Here is a 24,958-nt window from a genome sequence, read left to right on the forward strand (position 1 = left end):
ACTCAGGTCCGCCGGCTTGCGCGCTGACTGCGATAGGTATCGAGCACCACCGCCACCACGATAACCGCACCGGTGATGATGCGTTTGGTTGGCTCGGTCGCGCCGATCTGCGCCAGACCGGCCGCCAGCACGGAGATGATCAGTACACCGAAGAACGTGCTGATCACCGAACCGCGCCCGCCCATCAGGCTGGTGCCGCCGATCACCACCGCAGCGATCACTTGCAGTTCCAGACCGGAGCCGGCATTCGGGTCCGCCGCTTCCAGGCGAGAAATCTGAAACAGTGCAGCAATACCGGCCAGCAATCCCATCAGACTGAAGACCAGAATCTTGTAGGGCTTCGGATTGATCCCCGCCAGACGCACCGCCTCCTCGTTGGTGCCGATGCCGATCAGGTAACGACCGAACACCGTACGCGTCAGTACAGCCTGGGCGATGAAGATAATCAGCAAGGCGATGATGAACGATGGCGAGATGCCGAATGCGATCGGGTTGGACAGCCAGGCGAAGGCGTCACCGATATAAGCGGTGCGCGAACCGGTCATCTGGTATGCCAGTCCCCGCGCCATTTCCAGCACACCGAGGGACACTATGAACGACGGAATCCGCCAGGCCACGGTAATCGAACCGGTGATGGTGCCCGCCAGTGCCGCGGCGCCCATTCCCAGCAACGCCGCCGGCAGCACGCTCCAGCCCCAGCCGAGAATCGCCACGCTGACTGTCGACGCCGCCAGCGCCAGCACCGAACCCACCGACAAATCGATTCCGCCGATGATCAATACGAAGGTCATGCCGACCGCCAGCACCATCAGATCGGGAATCTGGTTGGCCAGGGTGCTGAAGGTGTCGTAAGACAGGAAATGGCTGCTCAACACAGAGAACAGCGCGACCATCGCCAGCAAGGCACCGGCCAGGCCCAGGTAAGTGCCGAGGCCGTAAAAATTGCCACTACGTTTGCCGACCAGAGTTGCAGTATTCATGGAAGATCCCTAGGCGCTGCTTCGTTGAGCAACGCATCACGTTTTTGGTAGCCGGCGAACGCGGCGGCAAGCAAATCATCCTGGGTCCAGCTGTCACGCTCGAAGGTGTCGATCAGACGCCCTGCCGACAGCACCCCAATGCGGTCACAGATCAGCATCAGTTCGCGCAGATCGCTGGACACCACCACCAGTGCTTTGCCCTGACGGGTCAACTCACCGAGCAATGTATAGATGTCGAACTTGGCGCCGACGTCGATGCCTCGGGTCGGCTCGTCGAACAGCATCACCGTGCAGTCGCGTTCGAGCCAACGGCCGATCACCACTTTCTGCTGATTACCGCCGGACAATTCCGAGACCAGTTGCGTCGGACTGGAACTGCGAATGCGCATGGCATCGATCTGACGCTGGGCCAGCGACATCTCGTCACCGTTGTTGACGAAGCCACCGCTGGAAATCACCGGCATATTGCCCAGGGCAATATTGGCGCTGATCGATTGCGTCAGCAGCAGACCCTCGCCCTTGCGATCTTCGGTGATCAGCGCGATACCATGACCGACCGCGTCGGCCGGCGAACGAATATCCACCACCTGAGCCGGCGACCCCAGCGCGACGGTGCCGCTGTCGGCTGTATCGGCACCGAAGATCAGGCGCAGCAATTCGGTGCGCCCTGCCCCGATCAAACCGGAGATCCCGAAGATCTCGCCGGCGCGCACTTCGAAAGACACATCGCGAACCTTGTCGGAGCGAGTCAGCCCTTTGACCGTCAAGGCCGGAGCACCGATATTGCGCGGGCCCATGTCGATGTGCTCGCCCAGCTCACGTCCGACCATCAGGGTGACCAGTTGCTCGCTGTTGTAATTGGCCATCGGCTCGACGCACACCAGGTTGCCGTCGCGCAATACCGCGATGCGCTGGGCCACCCGTGCCAGTTCTTCGAGACGGTGGGAAATGTAGATGATCGACACGCCGCGCGCCTGCAGACGAGTGATCTGCTCGAACAGCATTTCGACTTCACGGGCCGTCAGCATCGCGGTCGGCTCGTCGAGGATCAGCACATGGCAATCGCCGATCAGGTTGCGGGCGATTTCCACCATCTGCTGGTGACCGATACCCAGCTCACCGACCAGGGTGTCCGGATCGATGGCATCGAGGCCGACCTGAGCCATGGCCTCGATCGCCGCCCTGCGCAGTTGCTTGCGGCTGATCCAGCCACCGAGGCTGGGCAGGTTGTCGAGGAACAGGTTTTCCGCCACTGACAATGTCGGCAACAGATTGAGTTCTTGCATGACCATGCGCACGCCCAGCTTTTCGGCCTGGCTGCGGCTGCCGGGGCAGTAATCCTGACCCTGGAATCGCATCTGGCCGGTGGTCGGCGTGACCAGCCCGCCAATGATTTTCGACAGCGTACTTTTGCCGGCACCATTCTCGCCGGTCAGCGCCAGCACTTCGCCGCGCATCAGCGTCAGGTCGATGCCGGTCAGGACAGGTTGAGCGTAGGTCTTACCGATACCGCTGACCGAGAGGACAGCGTTCGGGGCGGAAACTGACATAAAAACTCTCCATGCGCCCGCCCCAAGGGGCGAGCACCGTTGTGTCGCCAGAAAGACTACTTGGTAACCAGCTCTACCGGAGTTTCGATGACGCCGTTGGCGCCGCTATCGACTTTCTCGCCCTTGATGATTTTCAGCGCGGTCTCGATGCCGAACACCGCTTGCCGGGCAGCAAACTGGTCGGCGGTGGCCAGGACACGGCCATCCTTGAGCATTGGCTTGATCGCATTGATGTTGTCGTAACCGACCACTTGCACCTTGCCGGCCTTGCCGGCGGCACGTACGGCAGAGACCGCGCCGACCGCCATGCTGTCGTTGCCGGCAAGCAGGGCCTTGATGTTCGGGTATTCGCTGAGCATCGACGAGGCCACTTTGCCGCCCTTGTCGATTTCCCAATCGCCGGACTGCAGGGACACGACTTTGATCTGCGCCGCTTCCATCGCATCCTTGAAGCCGGCCGTGCGCTGCTGGGCGTTGGTGGTGGTGGAAACGCCTTCGATGATGCCGACTTCGTCACCGGCCTTCAGTTGCTTGGCCAGGTATTCACCCACCAGGCGCGCACCTTTGCGGTTGTCCGGGCCTACGAATGGAACGGTGATGTTTTTACTTTTGACGACAGCCGGGTCCAGCTGGTTATCGATGTTGATCACGGTGATACCGGCATCGACTGCTTTCTTGATGACCGGGACCATGGCCTTGGAGTCTGCCGGAGCGATGACCAGTGCGTTGACCTTGGACAGGATCATTTGCTCGACGATGCGCGTCTGGCCGGCCGTGTCCGTTTCGTCCTTGATGCCGTTGGAGATCAGCTCGAAGTCGCCGGAGTGGTCTTTCTGGTAGGCCTTGGCGCCGTCTTCCATGGTCAGGAAGAACTCGTTGGCCAAGGATTTCATGACCAGCGCGACTTTAGGTTTTTCAGGGGTTGCGGCGAATGCCGAAGAGACAGGCAACGCGGCGGATGCGGCAGCCAGCATAGCGACAGCGAGAAGACGTCCAGCGAATGGCAGCTTCATGGGTTCACTCCGATCTTATGATTATTCTTAGCAACGCTTACGCTGGATCATCAATGGATCAACCCATCGACGGCGACCGCGCAAACGTTTGCGTAGACCGAACTATGCGAACCCTGCCGAGATTTGTCAACGCCCCGTTCCGTGTCTCGGTAGGCAAAAGCCAACCCGTTTTGCCTCACGCCGTGGTGTTGACCAGACCGCCGCTGCTGGAATCCTTGGCCAGCTCCTTGACCAGATTGCCTGTCACTTGCGCGAGCGCAGCACTGGTATCGGCGATTTGCCCCTGGATCGTCATGACAGCCGTGGCCTTGGCTTCCGGGGTCGGATAATTCGCTGCCTGAGCGGCCGCCAGTTGTTGCTGCTGTTCGCGCAGTTGCTGCTGCAGTTCCTGCATGCGCTTGAGCAATACCTGCACCGCAATACTCTGAGTGCTGGTTTTCTCGGATTTGCTTTCGCTCTGAGCCGCCGCGCCGCCACCGGTTCTGACCTGATTGTCATCGCCCTGCTCTTCACCCAGCGCCTGGGTCGAGGCGTCGGATGTCGCTTCACTCAAGTCGTTGATGGTCGCCGGGGACTTGCCCCCGATAGTGATTGCGCCTGCATTTGCAAAACCGACAGTAAACGACATGTGAACTCCTGAAAAAATAGATCCTTTAAAGGAGCATCGACCTGTGCGGGGTTTTCTTTAGCACCGATTTTCGATTTTGCAAGGCGACCTTCTCAATGACGGTCGGTGAGCCGAACATAAAAGCTGAACATATTCGGAAACCCGGACAGCCAGGCGCGAAGTATCGCCAGCCACGACAACAATATTGATAAAAATCATCAGGTTAAAAGATCACCTTCTCCAGCGTCCGACTGGTACAGATCCTGCTCTTCCTCTCCACCCCCGGCGTTCAGATCTGCTTGGGGCGCTTCTAGATGAACCTGCATCTGCACCGTCTCACTACTAGAGAAAACAATAATGAAATCTGCCTTCAACACTTTTATTCCGGGCGCTTTGGCCCTGCTTATGCTTCTGCCTAACGCTCTTCAGGCAAAAGAAGTCGAAACCCGACAGAAACTGGCGAACGTGGTGATCCTGGCCACCGGCGGCACCATTGCCGGCGCAGGCGCCAGCGCCGCCAACAGCGCCACCTACCAAGCGGCGAAAGTCGGCATCGAACAATTGATCGCAGGAGTTCCGGAACTGAGCCAATTGGCCAACGTTCGCGGCGAACAAGTCATGCAGATCGCATCCGAAAGCATCACCAACGACAACCTGCTGCAACTGGGACGTCGCGTGGCTGAACTGGCCGACAGCAAAGACGTCGATGGCATTGTCATCACCCACGGCACCGACACCCTGGAAGAAACCGCTTACTTCCTGAACCTGGTGGAGAAAACCGACAAGCCGATTATCGTTGTCGGCTCCATGCGCCCTGGCACCGCCATGTCGGCCGACGGCATGCTGAACCTGTACAACGCCGTCGCCGTGGCCAGCAGCAAAGACGCGCGTGGCAAAGGCGTGTTGGTGACCATGAACGATGAAATCCAGTCGGGTCGCGATGTCAGCAAAATGATCAACATCAAGACCGAGGCGTTCAAAAGTGCCTGGGGCCCGTTGGGCATGGTAGTCGAAGGCAAATCCTACTGGTTCCGCCTGCCGGCCAAGCGTCACACCATGGACTCGGAATTCGACATCAAAACCATCAAGAGTCTGCCTGACGTCGAAATTGCCTACTCCTATGGCAACGTCAGCGACACCGCCTACAAAGCCCTTGCGCAGTCGGGCGCCAAAGCCATCATCCACGCCGGCACCGGCAATGGCTCGGTATCGTCCCGCGTGGTTCCCGCCCTGCAGGCTCTGCGCAAGGACGGTGTACAAATCATTCGCTCCTCCCACGTCAACGCTGGCGGTTTCGTCCTGCGTAACGCCGAACAACCTGACGACAAGTACGACTGGGTTGTGGCTAACGACCTGAACCCGCAAAAAGCCCGCATCCTGGCCATGGTCGCACTGACCAAGACCAACGACAGCAAAGAGCTGCAACGGATGTTCTGGGAGTACTGATACGCCCTCGCCCGACCCGTTCGCGGTCGGGCACCGCTGTCACCACTCGCCAGCCCTGGCGAGTGGTTCACGACCTCTTTCCGATAAAAAGTCTCCCTTCGCCCTACACCAAACGGAAAAAACCACTGTCAGAGGATTTTCTTGAATTTTAAGCAGTTGCGAAAATGCCTACAGTTAAATACTGTATGCACGTACAGCTTAATAAGGATAACTCCGTGGCCACTACCTCCGCCTCTCCTGACGCTTACGAACGCCTGGGTATGCGCGTTCAGAAAATCATCAATTCCCCCACCGCCCAGAAAGCCAAAGCTGCACTGATCTTCCGTCTTCCGGACGAGCCCGTGGATGAGTGGGAGCGTTTGCTCGAAGAAATCGACGAGAACGACAACGTCACCCTCGCCCATCGCGACGATGGCGGCGTGCAGATTTTCTGGGTTGTGCCGAAGGAAGATTGAGTCAATGAGCGTCCGCTGGTTTGCTTTGCTGCTTCTGCTCATCACCCTTGGCGCCCAGGCTGGCGCCCCACGCACCTTCAACGAAGCCAAGAAAGTCGCCTGGAAGTTGTACGCTCCGCAATCCACTGAGTTTTATTGCGGATGCAAATACAGCGGCAGCCGCGTGAACCTCGCCGCCTGTGGTTATGTGCCACGCAAAAACGCCAAGCGCGCCTCGCGCATTGAGTGGGAACACATTGTCCCGGCCTGGCAGATCGGCCATCAGCGTCAGTGCTGGCAACAGGGAGGTCGCAAGAACTGCACGCGCTACGACCCGACCTATCAAAAAGCTGAGGCCGATCTGCACAATCTGGTACCCAGCATCGGCGAGGTGAATGGCGATCGGAGCAATTTCAGTTTCGGTTGGCTACCCGTGCAATCGGGTCAATATGGCTCGTGCCTGACTCAGGTCGACTTCAAGGCGAAGAAGGTCATGCCCCGGCCTTCCATTCGCGGCATGATCGCCCGAACGTATTTCTACATGAGCAAACAGTACGGCTTGCGCCTGTCGAAACAGGATCGGCAATTGTACGAAGCCTGGAACAAGACCTACCCGGTTCAGGCCTGGGAACGTCAGCGCAATCAGAGCGTGGCGTGCGTGATGGGCCGCGGCAATGAGTTTGTCGGGCCAGTAGACATGAAGGCCTGCGGCTAACCGGCTGCCTGGACCTTCTCCTGGCAGATTTCGCCCTCACCGGGCGTCCAAACAAAAACGCCCCGACCGAAGTCGGGGCGTTTTCATGTGCGGCTAAGGCTTAGCGCGGGAATGCTGGCGGGTTTACACCGGCCATGTCTTCCATCACGCGAACTACCTGGCAGCTGTAACCGAACTCGTTGTCGTACCAGACATACAGAACAACGCGGTTGTCGTTGCAGATGGTCGCTTCAGCGTCCACTACGCCTGCGTGGCGCGAGCCCACGAAGTCGGTGGAAACCACTTCCTGCGAGTTGACGAAGTCGATTTGCTTATGCAGATCGGAGTGCAGCGCCATGTAGCGCAGGTACTCGTTCATCTCTTCACGGGTGGTGGCTTTCTCAAGGTTCAGGTTGAGAATGGCCATCGACACGTTTGGCGTCGGAACACGAATCGCGTTACCGGTCAGCTTGCCGGCCAGTTCAGGCAGCGCCTTGGCGGCAGCAGTGGCAGCACCGGTCTCGGTGATCACCATGTTCAACGCAGCGCTACGGCCACGACGATTGCCTTTGTGGAAGTTGTCGATCAGGTTCTGGTCGTTGGTGTACGAGTGAACCGTTTCAACGTGACCGTTGACGATGCCGAACTTGTCGTTGACAGCTTTCAGCACCGGCACGATGGCGTTGGTGGTGCAGGAAGCGGCAGAAACGATCTTGTCGTCTGCGGTGATTTCACCGTGGTTGATACCGTGAACGATGTTCTTCAGCTTGCCTTTGCCAGGCGCGGTCAGAACAACGCGATCGATACCCGGGCAGGCCAGGTGCTGGCCCAGGCCGTCGGCGTCACGCCATACACCAGTGTTGTCCACCAGCAGCGCATCCTTGATGCCGTACTGGGTGTAGTCCACTTCAGTCGGGTTCTTCGCGTAGATAACCTGGATCAGGTTGCCGTTGGCGGTGATGGTGTTGTTGGCTTCATCGATGGTGATGGTGCCGTTGAACGAACCGTGCACCGAGTCGCGACGCAGCAGGCTGGCACGCTTGACCAGATCGTTCTCGGCGCCCTTGCGGACAACGATGGCGCGCAGACGCAGGCCGTCGCCACCACCGGTTTTCTCGATCAGGATGCGCGCCAGCAGACGACCGATACGACCGAAGCCGTACAGGACAACGTCGGTGCCGGTACGGCCGGAACCATTCTGCTTGCCGACCACATCAGCCAGCTCGTCACGGACGAACGCTTCAGCGGTACGGCCATTGCCTTCGGCCTTGAACTTGACGGCCAACTTGCCCAGATCTACCGAAGCAGCGCCGAGCTTGAGCTCGCTCATTGCCTTGAGCAGCGGGAATGTTTCGTGGACGGACAATTCGCTGTCATCGGACTGGCGATGGCGAGCAAAGCGGTGAGCTTTGAGAATCGCGATGACAGACTGGTTGATCAGACTGCGGCCATAGATCGAGCTCACCACGTTGTTATTGCGGTAGAGCTGACCGATAAGCGGAATCATCGCTTCTGCGAGTGCTTCACGGTCGATCCATTCACCAAGACACTGGTCGGGCTTCTGAGTCACGGGAACCTTCCACATGTAGGGGCAGAAAAAAGGGGCTACATTATGCCGCCGAGTGCCTCCCGTAGCAATGCGCGCCTGTCGCACGAGAGGTAACAAAATTCCGTTCAAAAAAATCACGCCCCGCGCCAGCCCAGTAAATACGGGGCTTTCAGCACAGTCAATTTTTCGACGATCACGCCACAGTGTCCGTAACCATCCGTAACACCGAGCCGTTTTGGCACTACATTTCCAGTATTAAATCGCCTGTTTTTGTCATTACCACTACATTTTGCTCAACCTGTGTATATAGACACAGTCTGCAACTGACAGCCGGCACCCGAGACCGTTACAATTACCGACTTTGTCGCAACGCTTGGAGCTCAACCTTCCGTGCCCGTTCTGCGTCTACCGCTTCTCCCTGCCGCGGCAGGTAAACAGCACTGGGGCAACTTGCCCGGTGCCGCCCTGAGCCTGGCCATCGCCGAGGCCGCCAGCGCTGCCAAGCGCTTTACCTTGCTACTGACCGCCGACAGCCAGAGTGCCGAACGGCTGGAACAGGAGCTGAGTTTCTTCGCCCCGGATTTGCCTGTTCTGCACTTCCCCGACTGGGAAACCCTGCCCTACGACCTGTTCTCGCCACACCAGGACATCATCTCGCAGCGTATCGCCAGCCTGTATCGGCTACCGGAACTGGCGCACGGCGTGCTGGTGGTGCCGATCACCACTGCCCTGCACCGTCTGGCGCCGACCAAATTCCTGCTCGGCAGCAGCCTGGTGCTGGATGTCGGCCAGAAACTCGATGTCGAGCAGATGCGCACCCGGCTTGAGGCCACCGGTTATCGCTACGTCGATACCGTGTACGAGCATGGCGAATTCACCGTGCGCGGCTCGCTGATCGACCTGTTCCCGATGGGCAGCAAGTTGCCTTATCGCATCGACCTGTTCGACGACGAAATCGAGACCCTGCGCACTTTCGACCCGGAAAACCAGCGTTCCATCGACAAGGTCGACTCGGTCAAGCTGTTACCGGCCAAGGAATTCCCGCTGCAAAAAGAAGCCGTGACCCGCTTCAAGGCACGGTTTCGCGAGCGCTTCGATGTCGACTTCCGTCGCTGCCCGATTTTCCAGGATTTGAGCAGCGGAATTACGCCGGCGGGCATCGAGTACTACCTGCCACTGTTCTTCGAGGAAACCTCCACCCTGTTCGATTACCTGCCCCAGGACACGCAAGTGTTTTCCCTGCCGGGCATCGAACAGGCCGCGGAAAATTTCTGGAACGACGTGCGCAACCGCTATGAAGAGCGCCGCGTCGATCCGTCACGTCCTTTATTGCCACCGGCCGAGTTGTTCCTGCCGGTGGAAGACTGCTTTGCGCGCCTGAAGAGCTGGCCCCGTGTGGTGGCCAGCCAACAGGACGTCGAAACCGGCGTCGGCCGCGAGCGCTTCCCGGCTCAGCCGCTGCCGAACCTGGCCATCGAAGCCAAGGCCACTCAGCCGTTGGCGGCGCTGGCCAGTTTCCTCGACGAATTCCCCGGCCGCGTGCTGTTTACCGCCGAGTCCGCGGGCCGTCGCGAAGTGCTGCTGGAATTGCTCGAACGCTTGAAGCTGCGACCGAAAACCGTCGACAGCTGGCCAGACTTTGTCGCCAGCAAAGAGCGCCTGGCGATCACCATTGCACCGCTCGACGAAGGCCTGTTGCTGGACGACCCAGCGCTGGCACTAGTTGCCGAAAGCCCATTGTTCGGTCAGCGCGTAATGCAGCGCCGTCGTCGCGAAAAACGCGCCGACGCGAACAACGATGCGGTGATCAAAAACCTCACCGAGCTGCGCGAAGGTGCGCCAGTGGTGCACATCGATCATGGTGTCGGCCGCTATCTGGGGCTGACGATCCTGGAAATCGACAACCAGGCCGCCGAGTTCCTGACCCTCGAGTACGCCGAAGGCGCCAAGCTGTACGTGCCGGTGGCCAACCTGCACCTGATCGCCCGCTACACCGGCAGCGACGATGCCTTGGCCCCGCTGCACCGCCTGGGCTCCGAGACCTGGCAGAAAGCCAAGCGCAAAGCCGCCGAACAGGTGCGCGACGTGGCCGCCGAGTTGCTCGACATCTATGCCCGCCGCGCCGCTCGCGAGGGTTATGCCTTCGCCGACCCGAAAGCCGATTACGCGACCTTCAGCGCCGGTTTCCCGTTCGAAGAAACTCCGGACCAGCAAACCACCATCGAAGCGGTGCGCGAAGACATGCTCGCGCCGAAACCGATGGATCGGCTGGTCTGCGGCGACGTCGGTTTCGGCAAGACCGAAGTGGCCATGCGCGCGGCGTTCATCGCGGTGCACGGCGGTCGCCAGGTGGCGATTCTGGTGCCGACCACCCTGCTCGCCCAGCAACACTACAACAGCTTCCGCGACCGCTTTGCCGACTGGCCGGTGACCGTGGAAGTGATGAGCCGTTTCAAGTCGGCCAAGGAAGTGAACGCCGCGGTTGCGGACCTGGCCGAAGGCAAGATCGACATCGTTATCGGCACACACAAGCTGCTGCAAGATGACGTAAAAATCAAAAACCTGGGGCTGGTGATCATCGACGAAGAGCACCGTTTCGGTGTCCGTCAGAAAGAACAGCTCAAGGCACTGCGCAGTGAAGTCGACATCCTGACACTGACCGCAACGCCGATTCCGCGGACGCTGAACATGGCGGTGTCGGGCATGCGCGACCTGTCGATCATCGCCACACCGCCGGCCCGTCGCTTGTCGGTGCGTACCTTCGTCATGGAGCAGAACAAGAGCACGGTCAAAGAGGCCCTGCTGCGTGAGTTGCTACGTGGCGGCCAGGTCTACTACCTGCACAACGATGTGAAGACCATCGAGAAATGCGCCGCCGACCTCGCCGAACTGGTGCCGGAAGCGCGGATCGGCATCGGCCACGGGCAGATGCGCGAACGTGAACTCGAACAGGTGATGAGCGACTTCTATCACAAGCGCTTCAACGTGCTGATCGCCTCGACCATCATCGAGACCGGCATCGACGTGCCGAGCGCCAACACCATCATCATCGAACGCGCCGACAAGTTCGGCCTGGCCCAGTTGCACCAGTTGCGCGGCCGGGTCGGTCGCAGTCACCACCAGGCGTATGCTTACCTGCTGACACCGCCACGCCAGCAAATCACTCCCGACGCGGAAAAGCGTCTGGAAGCGATCGCCAACACCCAGGACCTCGGCGCGGGCTTCGTGCTCGCCACCAACGACCTGGAAATCCGTGGCGCCGGCGAACTGCTGGGCGACGGCCAGAGCGGGCAGATCCAGGCCGTGGGTTTCACGCTGTACATGGAAATGCTCGAGCGTGCGGTGAAGTCGATCCGCAAGGGCGAACAGCCGAACCTCGATCAACCGCTGGGCGGCGGTCCGGAAGTCAATCTGCGTGTACCGGCGTTGATTCCTGAAGACTACCTGCCGGATGTTCATGCTCGACTGATTCTCTACAAACGCATTGCCTCGGCCACCGACGAGGAAGGCCTCAAGGACCTGCAAGTGGAGATGATCGACCGCTTCGGCCTGTTGCCGGAACCGACAAAAAACCTGGTGCGGATCACGGCGCTGAAATTGCAAGCCGAACAGCTGGGCATCAAGAAAGTCGACGGCGGCCCGCAAGGCGGTCGGATCGAGTTCGCGGCACAGACCCCGGTCGACCCGCTGACACTGATCAAACTGATCCAGAGCCAGCCCAAACGCTACAAATTCGAAGGCGCCACAATGTTCAAATTCCTCGTGCCGATGGAGCGCCCGGAAGAACGCTTTAATACTGTAGAGGCGCTATTCGAGCGCCTCATTCCGACCACTGCTTGAAGGACGCCGCATGCGACTGTTTCGCTCACTGACCTTGCTGATGACGTTGTTGATGTCGCTGCTCGCCTCGACCGCGTTTGCCGCTGATCTGTATCAGGTTGAAATGATTCTGGTACGGCAAAACGCCGTGCCTGCCATCGTCAGCCGCGCCGCGCCAGAAGACTGGGCTGCCGGAGCCCAACGCATCAGCCCCGACAGCTTTCGCACGCCAAGCCTGAATGCCGAAGTGGAAAAACTCACCGCCAGCAACGAGTACACGGTGTTGCTGCACAAGGCCTGGCAACAGAACCTGGGTGAAGAAGCCAGCAAAATCGCGATCAGCGAAGGCAAGGAACAGTTTGGCCAATTCCCGATCGAGGGCACGCTGAACCTGAAACTGGGGCGTTTCACTGACGTCGACGCCGACTTCTGGGTCAATCAGATTGACGCCAACGGCATGGTCACCGCCAGCGAACGCCTGAAGCAGGAAAGCCACACCAAGAACGGCCTGCTGAACTTCCTCGACAATGGCCACCTGGGCCTGTTGATCAAGATCACCTCGCTGACCGCCCCTGCGCCTCGGCCAGTCCCTGATGAAATTCCGGACTGATTGAAGCCCTTATGTCCTCCGCGACCCTGAGCAAACCCCTGGCAACATCCTGGGTCAGCCGATTCAAGGAACAGAGCCTGGAACGTGGCCGTCGCTACGCACTGGAGAACCGCGTCAGGATCGTCGAAGTCGGCGATGCCACCATCACCGCCAGTTGCGAAGGCTCTGGCGGTAACGTTTACCGTCAGACCATTCGCCTGCGCGAGTCGGCCAAAGGCACCTTGCTGATGATCGACGCCACGTGCACCTGCCCGGTTCACAGCAACTGCAAACATTGCGCGGCGGTGCTACTGCAAGTGCAGGAAACCCTCGCGTATCCGGCCGCCGCGAAAGACGCCGAACTGCTGGAAAAACTTCAGGCCGTATTGGAAAACCGTAGCCCGAAAGCGCCGCCGCAAGTGCTGGTGGACAACGTGCAACCGGTGCCGCGCCTGTGGCTGGCGAGCATCGAATTCAGCGCCTTCGAACCGCGCAACGGCAAAATGCAGCGTTACATTCAGCATCGCGCTGCGCTGTCCTTCAGCTATCTGGACGAATACGTCAGCGGACAGAAAAACGCTGACATCCTGATTCGTCAGGAGACGCAGACGCTGCGGATAAAACGTCACCCGGAAGTCGAACAGACCTACAGGGAGCAGCTGCGGATCCTCGGATTCAAAGTCGCCACCCGACAAAGCAAGGCCTTGCCAGAAAGTGCCGGCGAACTCTACGAGATGGTCAACGACAGCGCCTGGCTGACCTTCACCCTCAATGAGCTGCCGAAGTTGCGCACCCAAGGCTGGGAGTTGCAGATCGACGAGGATTTCGGCTTCGACCTGACCGCCGTGGACGACTGGTACGCCACCGTCGAGCAGGCACCTGAGCGCGACTGGTTCGACCTGGAACTGGGGATCATCGTCAACGGCGAACGCCTGAGTCTGCTGCCGATACTGTTGAACCTGATGCGCTCCCACACCGAAATCCTCAATCCGGAACGGCTCGCCCGACGTCGCGACGACGAACTGATCCTGGTGAACATTCCGCAACGCCGCAGCACCGACCAGGGCCCGTTGCAGGTCGCCCTGCCCTTCGGCCGCCTGAAACCAGTGCTGGCCACCCTTGGCGAGTTTTACCTGCAAGAGCCCGGCGAAACCACGCTGCGCCTGAGCAAGGCCGACGCCACGCGACTGAACCCGCTGGAAGGCCTGCCGCTGCTCTGGGAAGGTGGCGAGCAGATCCGCACCTTTGCCCAGCGCCTGCGCGACATCAAGGACCACACCGCCGCAGCGCCCGAGGGCCTGAATGCCACCTTGCGCCCGTATCAGCTGGAAGGCCTGAGCTGGATGCAGTCGTTGCGACAACTGGAAGTCGGCGGGATTCTCGCGGACGACATGGGCCTGGGCAAAACCCTACAGACCCTGGCACACATTCTCAGCGAGAAGAATGCCGGGCGCCTCGATCGACCGTGCATGGTGGTCATGCCCACCAGCCTGATTCCGAACTGGCTCGACGAAGCGGCGCATTTCACGCCGCAGCTCAAAGTGCTGGCGCTGTACGGCGTCAGTCGCAAAAAGCATTTCGATAATCTGGCCGATTACGACCTGATCCTGACCACCTATGCACTGCTGCCCAAGGACGTCGAGCACCTGGCCGCGCAGCCGTTGCACGTACTGGTGCTGGATGAAGCGCAGTACATCAAGAATCCCAACAGCAAGGCCGCTCATGCCGCCCGTGAGCTGAATGCTCGCCAGCGCCTGTGCCTGAGTGGCACGCCGCTGGAAAATCACTTGGGCGAGCTGTGGTCGCTGTTCCACTTCCTGCTGCCGGGTTGGCTCGGTGACGTGAAAAGCTTCAACCGCGATTACCGCGTGCCGATAGAAAAGCGTGCCAGTGAAGTACGACTTCAACACCTGAACGGTCGGATCAAACCGTTCCTGCTGCGCCGGACCAAGGAACAAGTGGCCACCGAACTGCCGCCGAAAACCGAAATCGTCCATTGGGTCGAGCTCAATGAAGCCCAGCGCGATGTGTACGAAACCATGCGCCTGGCCATGGACAAGAAAGTCCGCGACGAGATCACCCGCAAAGGCGTGGCGCGCAGCCAGATCATCATTCTTGAGGCACTGCTGAAGCTGCGTCAGGTGTGCTGTGATTTGCGCCTGGTCAACGATGCCGCCCTGCCCACTCGCGGCAGCACCTCCGGCAAACTCGATAGCCTGATGGAAATGCTTGAAGAGCTGTTCGAGGAAGGTCGGCGGATTCTGCTGTTCTCGCAGTTCACCTCAATGTTGTCGCTGATCGAGGACGAGCTGAACAAACGCGGCGTGGCGTACGCGATCCTGACCGGCCAGACCCGTGACCGACGCACGCCAGTCAAGGAATTCCAGAGCGGCAAGCGTCAGATCTTTCTGATCAGTTTGAAGGCTGGCGGTGTGGGCCTGAACCTGACCGAAGCCGATACGGTGATTCACTACGACCCTTGGTGGAACCCGGCGACGGAAAATCAGGCGACGGATCGTGCCTATCGCATTGGTCAGGAGAAGCCGGTGTTCGTCTACAAGATGATTGCCAGGGGCACGGTGGAAGAGAAGATTCAGCATCTGCAGAAGGAAAAATCCGATCTGGCCGCAGGCGTGCTGGATGGACGCAAGACCGGGGACTGGAAGTTGCAGAGCGATGATATCGAGGCGTTGTTTGCGCCGTTGCCGGAAAAAATTGATAAGTAGCAGGGATAGTCAGATCGCGATTGCGAGCAGGCTTACCCCCACAGGGTGAGCATCAATCCTGCGGGAACTTGCTCGCGAAAGGGGTCTTCTGAAATCGAACATGTCCTCCTGTAGGAGCGAGCGATGCGGCGACCCGACTTGCCCGCGAAGGCAGTGTGTCAGTCACGTCGATGTTGAATGTGCCGACGCCTTCGCGGGACAGCAAACCATGGCGTTGATGACAGAATTTACGATAAGTAAGACTCGCGCTGGGACTCGATCAGGGTCAGAGCGGCCTCCCAGGCCAGGTCGATGATGTTGTCCTGTTCATCGCGGTCAAACTGTTCGGCGGTGCGCACACAGACTTCCGGAGACGGGTAATGCAGCACCGAACCACCGGCCAGCGCTTGAACCTGAGCCTGACACGCGCGCTCCAGGAAGTGAATTTCCTGAAATGCCTGGGCCACGCCGGAGCCGCCGACCAGCAGGCCATGATTGCGCAGAATCATCGCCCGGTGCGGCCCCAGATCGGCAATCAAACGCTCGCGCTCATCCAGTGACAGGGCAATGCCTTCATAGGTGTGATACGCCAACTTGCCGTAGAACTTCAGCGCGTGCTGAGTGATCGGCAACAAGCCATGCTTCTGCGCGGCGACGGCCATGCCGGCGGCGGTGTGGGTGTGAATCACACAGTTGAGATCCGGGCGCGCCATGTGGATTGCCGAGTGAATCACAAAGCCTGCGGCATTGACCCGATGACCTTCGTAGGCCGGATCGACCACTCGCCCTTCCTGATCGATGCGCACCAGATCCGAGGCGCGCATGCGGTCGAAAATCACCCCGTAGCGGTTGATCAGAAAGTGATGCTCAGGCCCTGGAATCCGCAGAGTAATGTGGGTGTCGATCAGGTCGGTCATGCGAAAGTGTGCGACCAGGCGATACAGCGCGGCAAGTTCGCAACGGGCTTGCCATTCAACCGTGCCGATGTGTTCAGGTTTGCTCACGAATACACCTCTTTAGCAGCGCACTCTGTGGCGCTTGTGGGCTTTATCGCTTCCATGACAGGATTAGTCAATTTTCATATTCTTATATTTACTATTAGCACTGCTACTACATGGAATCCTTATGCCCTCCACTTCGAACCCGTGGGTTGGTCGCCGCTTTCTGAATGACCGTCTCGACTGGAACCTGCTGCGCACTTATCTGGTGATCGGTCAGGAAGGCAGCATGAGTCGGGCCGCCGCGCGGCTGCACATCACCCAGTCGGCGGTCAGCCAGGCGTTGAAGCGTCTGGAAGAACAACTGGAATGTGTGTTGATCGCCCGCAGTGGAAGGCGGTTCGATCTGACGGAAACCGGGGAAGAAGTCCTGCGCATTGCAACGGACATTTACGGCGATATTTCGCGCCTGGGAACGGTGCTGGAGAGTCGGCACGACGACGTGGTCGGCAAGATCCGCATCCTCACCGTCAGCGGCGTGCAAGCACGACACTACGATGAGTTTCTCGCCGACTTCCATGAAACCCACCCGAAAGTCGAGCTGGAAGTCGAGGTGATGGGCAGTTCGAACATCATCAGTTCGTTGCTGCAAAAGACCGCGACCATTGGCGTCGGATTATGCCGTTTACCTCAGCCGCGACTGGAACAGAGGGTATTGTTTCGCGAGCGTTATGCGTACTTTTGCGGGCAGCGTCATCGACTTTTCGGACAAGAGAATCTGACCCTTGAACAGCTCGCTGCAGAGAACTTCGTCAGCTTCACCAGCGATCAGCTCGGCGGCAACCTTTCACCCCTGACCCTGTTTCGCGACCAGCAAGGCTTTACCGGCAAGATTGTTGCGTCATCTACCAGTTTCGAAGAGATTTACCGCTTGATCTGCGCAGGGTTTGGTATTGGGTGTTTGCCGACTCATCTAGTGCGCAGGGATGTCGAGCAAGGTTTGCTCTGGCGTTTGCCGCCGGAAGATGGCGTGGTGGATTTCGATATCCAGCTGTTGTGGAATCGCGAGCAGAAGATGAATCAGGCCGAAACCGTGTTCCTGGAAAGCTTCCAGCACATGCTCAGCATTTGTGAGCCTGTGCTGTGAAGCCTTGATCCTTAAACGTGAGGGTCGCCCGGGGCTTTGCTCGGCGCGGCATATTGCGGCTTCAGGTGGCCGTCCTGATCGAGTAGCCAGGCATCCATGATCTGCCGCACCACAGGGCCGGCGACGCGACCACCGGCCTCGCCATTTTCGATCATCACCGAGATGACAATCTTAGGATGTTCAGCCGGAGCAAATCCGACGAACAAGGCGTTGTCGCGGTTGCGCTCCAGGGTTTTCGCCCGGTTGTAGCGCTCACCCTGCTTGATCGCCACCACTTGCGCGGTGCCACTTTTGCCGGCGATGCGGTACTGCGCGCCCTGCGCCGCTGCCCGGGCAATCCCGCGGGCGTCGTGCATCACCATCTGCATGCCGTGGTTGACCTGCTCCCAGTCACGCGGATCCTTGAGCAGGATGTTCGGCATTGGATGCTCGTCCACCGGCGCGACCCCATCCACGGTCTTGGCCAGGTGCGGCCGGTTCCATACACCTTTGTTGGCGATCAGCGCGGTGGCCTGGGCCAGTTGCAGAGGGGTGACCTGCATGTAGCCTTGGCCGATGCCGAGGATCACGGTTTCTCCGGGGAACCATGCCTGTCGCCGCGTGGCGCGCTTCCAGGCCTGAGACGGCATCAACCCGGGAGACTCTTCGAACATGTCCAACGAGACCTTCTCGCCAAGACCGAACATCGCCATGTAGTCGTGCAGGCGGTCGATGCCCAGCTTGTGGGCCAGATCGTAGAAGTAAGTGTCGTTGGAGCGCATGATCGCCGTGTCCATGTTCACCCAGCCATCACCACTGTGATTCCAGTTACGGTATTTATGATCAAAATCCGGTAACTGGTAATAACCCGGATCGAAGACACGGGTCTGCGGGGTTACAACGCCGGCGTCAAGGCCGGCGATCGCTACTTCCGGCTTGATGGTCGAGCCAGGTGCGTAGAGCCCGCGCAGCACGCGGTTGAACAGCGGCCGGTCAATGGAGTCGTGCAGTGCCGCGTATTCCTTGAAGCTGATGCCCGTCACAAACAGGTTCGGGTCGAAGCTTGGCTTGCTGACCATGGCCAATACTTCGCCGGTCGACGGATCGAGAGCGACCACCGAGCCACGCCGATCGCCCAACGCCTCCTCGGCGGCCTCCTGAAGTTTGACGTCCAGGCTCAGGACGATGTTTTTGCCAGGGATCGGATCGGTGTGCTTGAGCACTCGCAGCACGCGGCCCTGGGCATTGGTTTCGACTTCTTCGTACCCCACGTGGCCGTGCAATTCTGATTCGTAGAATTTTTCGATACCGGTTTTGCCAATGGATTGGGTGCCACGGTATTCCACCGTGTCCAGGGCTTTGGATTCTTTTTCGTTAATGCGACCGACGTAGCCGATCGAATGCGCAAAGTGCGCGCCCATGGGGTAGTGGCGAACGAACTGCGGCTCTACATCGATTCCGGGCAGACGGAACTCGTTGACCGCGAGTACGGCGATCTGTTCTTCGCTGAGCTCATAGAACAGCGTGACCGGGACGAAGGGGTGCCTGGCCTGCTTCATCGCCTTGTCGAACAGTGTACGGTCCTCGGCCGGCAGGTGCAGGAGGTTGACCACTTCATCCAGCTCGCGTTTGACATCGGAAGCGCGTTCGCGGGTGATGGTCAGGTTGAAGCTGGGCCGGTTGTCTGCCAGGACCACACCATTGCGGTCGTAGATCAGCCCACGAGTTGGAGTGATCGGCAGAACATGGACGCGGTTGTTTTCGGAGATTGTCGAGTGATAGTCGAACTCGACAACCTGCAGGACGTACATGCGCACCACCAGCGCGCAAGTAATGGCGGCGACGAACAAGGCGCAGGCCATCAGTCTTTTGTTGACCAGGAGCGTCTCTTTCTCGTGGTCCTTGATTGGTATCGGTTCGGGCATTTCTGCAGCAACTCTTTGACTATAAACGGGAGTACCGATCCGTAGGCTTGCAGTCAGTCCGTTGAAACGAGCTGCACCATACCAAAAACGGCATGGTTTTTAGCGCGCTCTGCCGAAGTTTCACGAACGATGCGACCATTACCAGGGATGGCCATCCGCTAGCCCTCTGTTGCCAAAGCACTTTCCTGCGGGCAAAACAAAACCCCTACCTGCATAAGCAGATAGGGGTTTCGGAATTTAATCTTGACGATGACCTACTCTCACATGGGGAAACCCCACACTACCATCGGCGATGCATCGTTTCACTTCTGAGTTCGGGATGGGATCAGGTGGTTCCAATGCTCTATGGTCGTCAAGAAATTCGGGTACCGAACCGTCTTTCGACGCTTCAGCAAATTGGGTATGCGATAGTTTGTGCGGCTTTTGTGAATGGTTGCGAACTTTCGGTTCATTGCGTCTTCACACACCGCAATCTGGTGTCCTTTCGGATCAGCAAATTGCTTGGGTGTTATATGGTCAAGCCTCACGGGCAATTAGTATTGGTTAGCTCAACGCCTCACAGCGCTTACACACCCAACCTATCAACGTCGTAGTCTTCGACGGCCCTTCAGGGGACTCAAGGTCCCAGTGAGATCTCATCTTGAGGCTAGTTTCCCGCTTAGATGCTTTCAGCGGTTATCTATTCCGAACATAGCTACCCGGCAATGCCACTGGCGTGACAACCGGAACACCAGAGGTTCGTCCACTCCGGTCCTCTCGTACTAGGAGCAGCCCTCTCAAATCTCAAACGTCCACGGCAGATAGGGACCGAACTGTCTCACGACGTTCTAAACCCAGCTCGCGTACCACTTTAAATGGCGAACAGCCATACCCTTGGGACCGGCTTCAGCCCCAGGATGTGATGAGCCGACATCGAGGTGCCAAACACCGCCGTCGATATGAACTCTTGGGCGGTATCAGCCTGTTATCCCCGGAGTACCTTTTATCCGTTGAGCGATGGCCCTTCCATACAGAACCACCGGATCACTAAGACCTACTTTCGTACCTGCTCGACGTGTCTGTCTCGCAGTCAAGCGCGCTTTTGCCTTTATACTCTACGACCGATTTCCGACCGGTCTGAGCGCACCTTCGTACTCCTCCGTTACTCTTTAGGAGGAGACCGCCCCAGTCAAACTACCCACCATACACTGTCCTCGATCCGGATAACGGACCTGAGTTAGAACCTCAAAGTTGCCAGGGTGGTATTTCAAGGATGGCTCCACGCGAACTGGCGTCCACGCTTCAAAGCCTCCCACCTATCCTACACAAGCAAATTCAAAGTCCAGTGCAAAGCTATAGTAAAGGTTCACGGGGTCTTTCCGTCTAGCCGCGGATACACTGCATCTTCACAGCGATTTCAATTTCACTGAGTCTCGGGTGGAGACAGCGCCGCCATCGTTACGCCATTCGTGCAGGTCGGAACTTACCCGACAAGGAATTTCGCTACCTTAGGACCGTTATAGTTACGGCCGCCGTTTACCGGGGCTTCGATCAAGAGCTTCGCGTTAGCTAACCCCATCAATTAACCTTCCGGCACCGGGCAGGCGTCACACCCTATACGTCCACTTTCGTGTTTGCAGAGTGCTGTGTTTTTAATAAACAGTCGCAGCGGCCTGGTATCTTCGACCGGCGTGGGCTTACGCAGTAAATGCTTCACCCTCACCGGCGCACCTTCTCCCGAAGTTACGGTGCCATTTTGCCTAGTTCCTTCACCCGAGTTCTCTCAAGCGCCTTGGTATTCTCTACCCAACCACCTGTGTCGGTTTGGGGTACGGTTCCTGGTTACCTGAAGCTTAGAAGCTTTTCTTGGAAGCATGGCATCAACCACTTCGTGTTCTAAAAGAACACTCGTCATCAGCTCTCGGCCTTAGAATCCCGGATTTACCTAAGATTCCAGCCTACCACCTTAAACTTGGACAACCAACGCCAAGCTGGCCTAGCCTTCTCCGTCCCTCCATCGCAATAACCAGAAGTACAGGAATATTAACCTGTTTTCCATCGACTACGCTTTTCAGCCTCGCCTTAGGGACCGACTAACCCTGCGTCGATTAACGTTGCGCAGGAAACCTTGGTCTTTCGGCGTGGGTGTTTTTCACACCCATTGTCGTTACTCATGTCAGCATTCGCACTTCTGATACCTCCAGCAAGCTTTCAACTCACCTTCACAGGCTTACAGAACGCTCCTCTACCGCATCACCTAAGTGATACCCGTAGCTTCGGTGTATGGTTTGAGCCCCGTTACATCTTCCGCGCAGGCCGACTCGACTAGTGAGCTATTACGCTTTCTTTAAAGGGTGGCTGCTTCTAAGCCAACCTCCTAGCTGTCTAAGCCTTCCCACATCGTTTCCCACTTAACCATAACTTTGGGACCTTAGCTGACGGTCTGGGTTGTTTCCCTTTTCACGACGGACGTTAGCACCCGCCGTGTGTCTCCCATGCTCGGCACTTGTAGGTATTCGGAGTTTGCATCGGTTTGGTAAGTCGGGATGACCCCCTAGCCGAAACAGTGCTCTACCCCCTACAGTGATACATGAGGCGCTACCTAAATAGCTTTCGAGGAGAACCAGCTATCTCCGAGCTTGATTAGCCTTTCACTCCGATCCACAGGTCATCCGCTAACTTTTCAACGGTAGTCGGTTCGGTCCTCCAGTCAGTGTTACCTAACCTTCAACCTGCCCATGGATAGATCGCCCGGTTTCGGGTCTATTCCCAGCGACTAGACGCCCTATTAAGACTCGCTTTCGCTACGCCTCCCCTATTCGGTTAAGCTCGCCACTGAAAATAAGTCGCTGACCCATTATACAAAAGGTACGCAGTCACCCAACAAAGTGGGCTCCCACTGCTTGTACGCATACGGTTTCAGGATCTATTTCACTCCCCTCTCCGGGGTTCTTTTCGCCTTTCCCTCACGGTACTAGTTCACTATCGGTCAGTCAGTAGTATTTAGCCTTGGAGGATGGTCCCCCCATATTCAGACAAAGTTTCTCGTGCTCCGTCCTACTCGATTTCATGGCCAAGAGATTTTCGCGTACAGGGCTATCACCCACTATGGCCGCACTTTCCAGAGCGTTCCGCTAATCTCAAAGCCACTTAAGGGCTAGTCCCCGTTCGCTCGCCACTACTAAGGGAATCTCGGTTGATTTCTTTTCCTCAGGGTACTTAGATGTTTCAGTTCCCCTGGTTCGCCTCTTGCACCTATGTATTCAGTACAAGATAACCATCTTATGATGGCTGGGTTCCCCCATTCAGACATCTCCGGATCAAAGTCTGTTTGCCGACTCCCCGAAGCTTTTCGCAGGCTACCACGTCTTTCATCGCCTCTGACTGCCAAGGCATCCACCGTATGCGCTTCTTCACTTGACCATATAACCCCAAGCAATCTGGTTATACTGTGAAGACGACATTCGCCGAAAATTCGCATGCTCAATTAAGAGCAACTCACAAATTTTACCTTAGCCTGATCCGTTACCAGTGAAAGTAACGTTCAGTCTATCTTTCTATCACATACCCAAATTTTTAAAGAACGATCTAGCCAAAGACTAGAAATCAACATTCACCATCATCACGATGGAATGCTCATTTCTAAGCTTTCAACAACAGAAGCAGTAGTGGTGGAGCCAAACGGGATCGAACCGTTGACCTCCTGCGTGCAAGGCAGGCGCTCTCCCAGCTGAGCTATGGCCCCGTATTTCTACAGGTATTCCCACACAAAATTGGTGGGTCTGGGCAGATTCGAACTGCCGACCTCACCCTTATCAGGGGTGCGCTCTAACCAACTGAGCTACAGACCCAATTTCGAGCTACTAAGGCCGACCTCACCCTGCTCTTTACCACACAGCATGGGGTGCGCTCTAACCAACACAGCTACAACCTGATACAGGCTGCTTCATATCGTCTTCTTCAATGAATCAAGCAATTCGTGTGGGAACTTATGGAGCAGCTGATGTCGTCGATTAAGGAGGTGATCCAGCCGCAGGTTCCCCTACGGCTACCTTGTTACGACTTCACCCCAGTCATGAATCACACCGTGGTAACCGTCCCCCCGAAGGTTAGACTAGCTACTTCTGGTGCAACCCACTCCCATGGTGTGACGGGCGGTGTGTACAAGGCCCGGGAACGTATTCACCGCGACATTCTGATTCGCGATTACTAGCGATTCCGACTTCACGCAGTCGAGTTGCAGACTGCGATCCGGACTACGATCGGTTTTGTGGGATTAGCTCCACCTCGCGGCTTGGCAACCCTCTGTACCGACCATTGTAGCACGTGTGTAGCCCAGGCCGTAAGGGCCATGATGACTTGACGTCATCCCCACCTTCCTCCGGTTTGTCACCGGCAGTCTCCTTAGAGTGCCCACCATTACGTGCTGGTAACTAAGGACAAGGGTTGCGCTCGTTACGGGACTTAACCCAACATCTCACGACACGAGCTGACGACAGCCATGCAGCACCTGTCTCAATGTTCCCGAAGGCACCAATCCATCTCTGGAAAGTTCATTGGATGTCAAGGCCTGGTAAGGTTCTTCGCGTTGCTTCGAATTAAACCACATGCTCCACCGCTTGTGCGGGCCCCCGTCAATTCATTTGAGTTTTAACCTTGCGGCCGTACTCCCCAGGCGGTCAACTTAATGCGTTAGCTGCGCCACTAAGAGCTCAAGGCTCCCAACGGCTAGTTGACATCGTTTACGGCGTGGACTACCAGGGTATCTAATCCTGTTTGCTCCCCACGCTTTCGCACCTCAGTGTCAGTATCAGTCCAGGTGGTCGCCTTCGCCACTGGTGTTCCTTCCTATATCTACGCATTTCACCGCTACACAGGAAATTCCACCACCTCTCTACTCGAGTTTTGAATGCAGTTCCCAGGTTGAGCCCGGGGATTTCACATCCAACTTAACGAACCACCTACGCGCGCTTTACGCCCAGTAATTCCGATTAACGCTTGCACCCTCTGTATTACCGCGGCTGCTGGCACAGAGTTAGCCGGTGCTTATTCTGTCGGTAACGTCAAAACAATTACGTATTAGGTAACTGCCCTTCCTCCCAACTTAAAGTGCTTTACAATCCGAAGACCTTCTTCACACACGCGGCATGGCTGGATCAGGCTTTCGCCCATTGTCCAATATTCCCCACTGCTGCCTCCCGTAGGAGTCTGGACCGTGTCTCAGTTCCAGTGTGACTGATCATCCTCTCAGACCAGTTACGGATCGTCGCCTTGGTGAGCCATTACCTCACCAACTAGCTAATCCGACCTAGGCTCATCTGATAGCGCAAGGCCCGAAGGTCCCCTGCTTTCTCCCGTAGGACGTATGCGGTATTAGCGTTCGTTTCCGAACGTTATCCCCCACTACCAGGCAGATTCCTAGGCATTACTCACCCGTCCGCCGCTCGCCACCAGGTACAAGTACCCGTGCTGCCGCTCGACTTGCATGTGTTAGGCCTGCCGCCAGCGTTCAATCTGAGCCATGATCAAACTCTTCAGTTCAAACATCTTTGGGTTTTTAAGAAACCCTAAACTTGGCTCAGCAATCGTTGGTTACATCTTTGA

At 57.6% G+C, this 24,958-nt stretch carries 14 protein-coding genes, 2 tRNA genes and 3 rRNA genes; 7 read left to right on the plus strand and 12 right to left on the minus strand.

From position 1 onward, the window contains the following. Positions 1-2: 2 nt before the first annotated feature. The 4 genes from PSH69_RS20965 to PSH69_RS20980 all read right to left on the minus strand — a co-directional run bounded on the left by PSH69_RS20965 (position 3) and on the right by PSH69_RS20980 (position 4,171). Positions 3-980 carry an ABC transporter permease gene (locus PSH69_RS20965; RefSeq protein ID WP_007940220.1) on the minus strand — a complete coding sequence of 326 codons (978 nt, stop codon included), beginning with the start codon at positions 978-980 and terminating at the stop codon, positions 3-5. Further along, the gene (locus tag PSH69_RS20970; protein ID WP_192351495.1) at positions 977-2,530 is read right to left on the minus strand and encodes a sugar ABC transporter ATP-binding protein; all 1,554 of its coding nucleotides are present in this window, start codon (positions 2,528-2,530) and stop codon (positions 977-979) included. Before PSH69_RS20970 ends, PSH69_RS20965 begins: the two co-directional genes overlap by 4 nt. Positions 2,531-2,586: 56 nt before the next feature. Further along, complete coding sequence (locus PSH69_RS20975; protein WP_019582837.1) at positions 2,587-3,543, minus strand: sugar ABC transporter substrate-binding protein; 957 nt, start codon at positions 3,541-3,543, stop codon at positions 2,587-2,589. A gap of 175 nt (positions 3,544-3,718) precedes the next feature. Beyond that, on the minus strand, positions 3,719-4,171 hold the full coding sequence (locus PSH69_RS20980) for a hypothetical protein (RefSeq protein WP_028939823.1): 453 nt from the start codon (positions 4,169-4,171) through the stop codon (positions 3,719-3,721). Positions 4,172-4,507: 336 nt separating this feature from the next. Between PSH69_RS20980 and PSH69_RS20985 the strand changes: the two genes are divergently transcribed. From PSH69_RS20985 to PSH69_RS20995, 3 genes are all read left to right on the plus strand, one after another. Beyond that, a complete protein-coding gene (locus PSH69_RS20985) occupies positions 4,508-5,596 on the plus strand; it encodes an asparaginase (protein WP_305409705.1) in 1,089 nt (362 codons plus the stop codon). A gap of 164 nt (positions 5,597-5,760) precedes the next feature. Beyond that, positions 5,761-6,051 carry a DUF1654 domain-containing protein gene (locus PSH69_RS20990; protein WP_007940214.1) on the plus strand — a complete coding sequence of 97 codons (291 nt, stop codon included), beginning with the start codon at positions 5,761-5,763 and terminating at the stop codon, positions 6,049-6,051. Positions 6,052-6,055: 4 nt separating this feature from the next. Next, complete coding sequence (locus tag PSH69_RS20995; RefSeq protein WP_305409706.1) at positions 6,056-6,745, plus strand: endonuclease I family protein; 690 nt, start codon at positions 6,056-6,058, stop codon at positions 6,743-6,745. A gap of 100 nt (positions 6,746-6,845) precedes the next feature. Here the strand turns inward: PSH69_RS20995 and PSH69_RS21000 are convergent, their stop codons facing one another. Further along, positions 6,846-8,309: a glyceraldehyde-3-phosphate dehydrogenase gene (locus tag PSH69_RS21000; protein WP_105348992.1), complete on the minus strand. Its 1,464-nt coding sequence runs from the start codon at positions 8,307-8,309 to the stop codon at positions 6,846-6,848. A 354-nt stretch (positions 8,310-8,663) separates the two neighbouring features. Between PSH69_RS21000 and mfd the strand changes: the two genes are divergently transcribed. The 3 genes from mfd to PSH69_RS21015 are packed head-to-tail and all read left to right on the plus strand — an operon-like array spanning position 8,664 to position 15,407. Further along, positions 8,664-12,113: a transcription-repair coupling factor gene (gene mfd, locus PSH69_RS21005; protein WP_018930293.1), complete on the plus strand. Its 3,450-nt coding sequence runs from the start codon at positions 8,664-8,666 to the stop codon at positions 12,111-12,113. 10 nt (positions 12,114-12,123) lie between these two features. Then, a complete protein-coding gene (locus PSH69_RS21010; RefSeq protein WP_018930294.1) occupies positions 12,124-12,702 on the plus strand; it encodes a CsiV family protein in 579 nt (192 codons plus the stop codon). 11 nt (positions 12,703-12,713) lie between these two features. Then, on the plus strand, positions 12,714-15,407 hold the full coding sequence (locus PSH69_RS21015; RefSeq protein WP_305409707.1) for a DEAD/DEAH box helicase: 2,694 nt from the start codon (positions 12,714-12,716) through the stop codon (positions 15,405-15,407). A gap of 227 nt (positions 15,408-15,634) precedes the next feature. On the opposite strand, the gene PSH69_RS21020 is transcribed toward PSH69_RS21015, so the two are convergent. Then, on the minus strand, positions 15,635-16,390 hold the full coding sequence (locus tag PSH69_RS21020; RefSeq protein WP_305409708.1) for a class II aldolase/adducin family protein: 756 nt from the start codon (positions 16,388-16,390) through the stop codon (positions 15,635-15,637). A gap of 121 nt (positions 16,391-16,511) precedes the next feature. On the opposite strand from PSH69_RS21020, the gene PSH69_RS21025 reads away from it, so the two are divergent. Beyond that, positions 16,512-17,471: a LysR family transcriptional regulator gene (locus tag PSH69_RS21025; RefSeq protein ID WP_305409709.1), complete on the plus strand. Its 960-nt coding sequence runs from the start codon at positions 16,512-16,514 to the stop codon at positions 17,469-17,471. A gap of 11 nt (positions 17,472-17,482) precedes the next feature. On the opposite strand, the gene mrdA is transcribed toward PSH69_RS21025, so the two are convergent. From mrdA to PSH69_RS21055, 6 genes are all read right to left on the minus strand, one after another. Beyond that, the gene (gene mrdA, locus PSH69_RS21030) at positions 17,483-19,375 is read right to left on the minus strand and encodes a penicillin-binding protein 2 (protein ID WP_305409710.1); all 1,893 of its coding nucleotides are present in this window, start codon (positions 19,373-19,375) and stop codon (positions 17,483-17,485) included. Positions 19,376-19,616: 241 nt separating this feature from the next. Then, a 5S ribosomal RNA gene (gene rrf, locus PSH69_RS21035) occupies positions 19,617-19,732 on the minus strand. A 155-nt stretch (positions 19,733-19,887) separates the two neighbouring features. Continuing rightward, a 23S ribosomal RNA gene (locus PSH69_RS21040) occupies positions 19,888-22,777 on the minus strand. Between the two features lie 246 nt (positions 22,778-23,023). Next, positions 23,024-23,099: transfer RNA gene (locus PSH69_RS21045), tRNA-Ala, on the minus strand. A gap of 29 nt (positions 23,100-23,128) precedes the next feature. Further along, positions 23,129-23,205: transfer RNA gene (locus tag PSH69_RS21050), tRNA-Ile, on the minus strand. A gap of 163 nt (positions 23,206-23,368) precedes the next feature. Continuing rightward, a 16S ribosomal RNA gene (locus tag PSH69_RS21055) occupies positions 23,369-24,895 on the minus strand. Together the 16S, 23S and 5S rRNA genes with 2 tRNA genes alongside form the textbook arrangement of a ribosomal RNA operon. Between the last annotated feature and the right edge of the window lie 63 nt (positions 24,896-24,958).

The organism is Pseudomonas sp. FP1740, from assembly GCF_030687165.1.
Lineage (GTDB): Bacteria > Pseudomonadota > Gammaproteobacteria > Pseudomonadales > Pseudomonadaceae > Aquipseudomonas.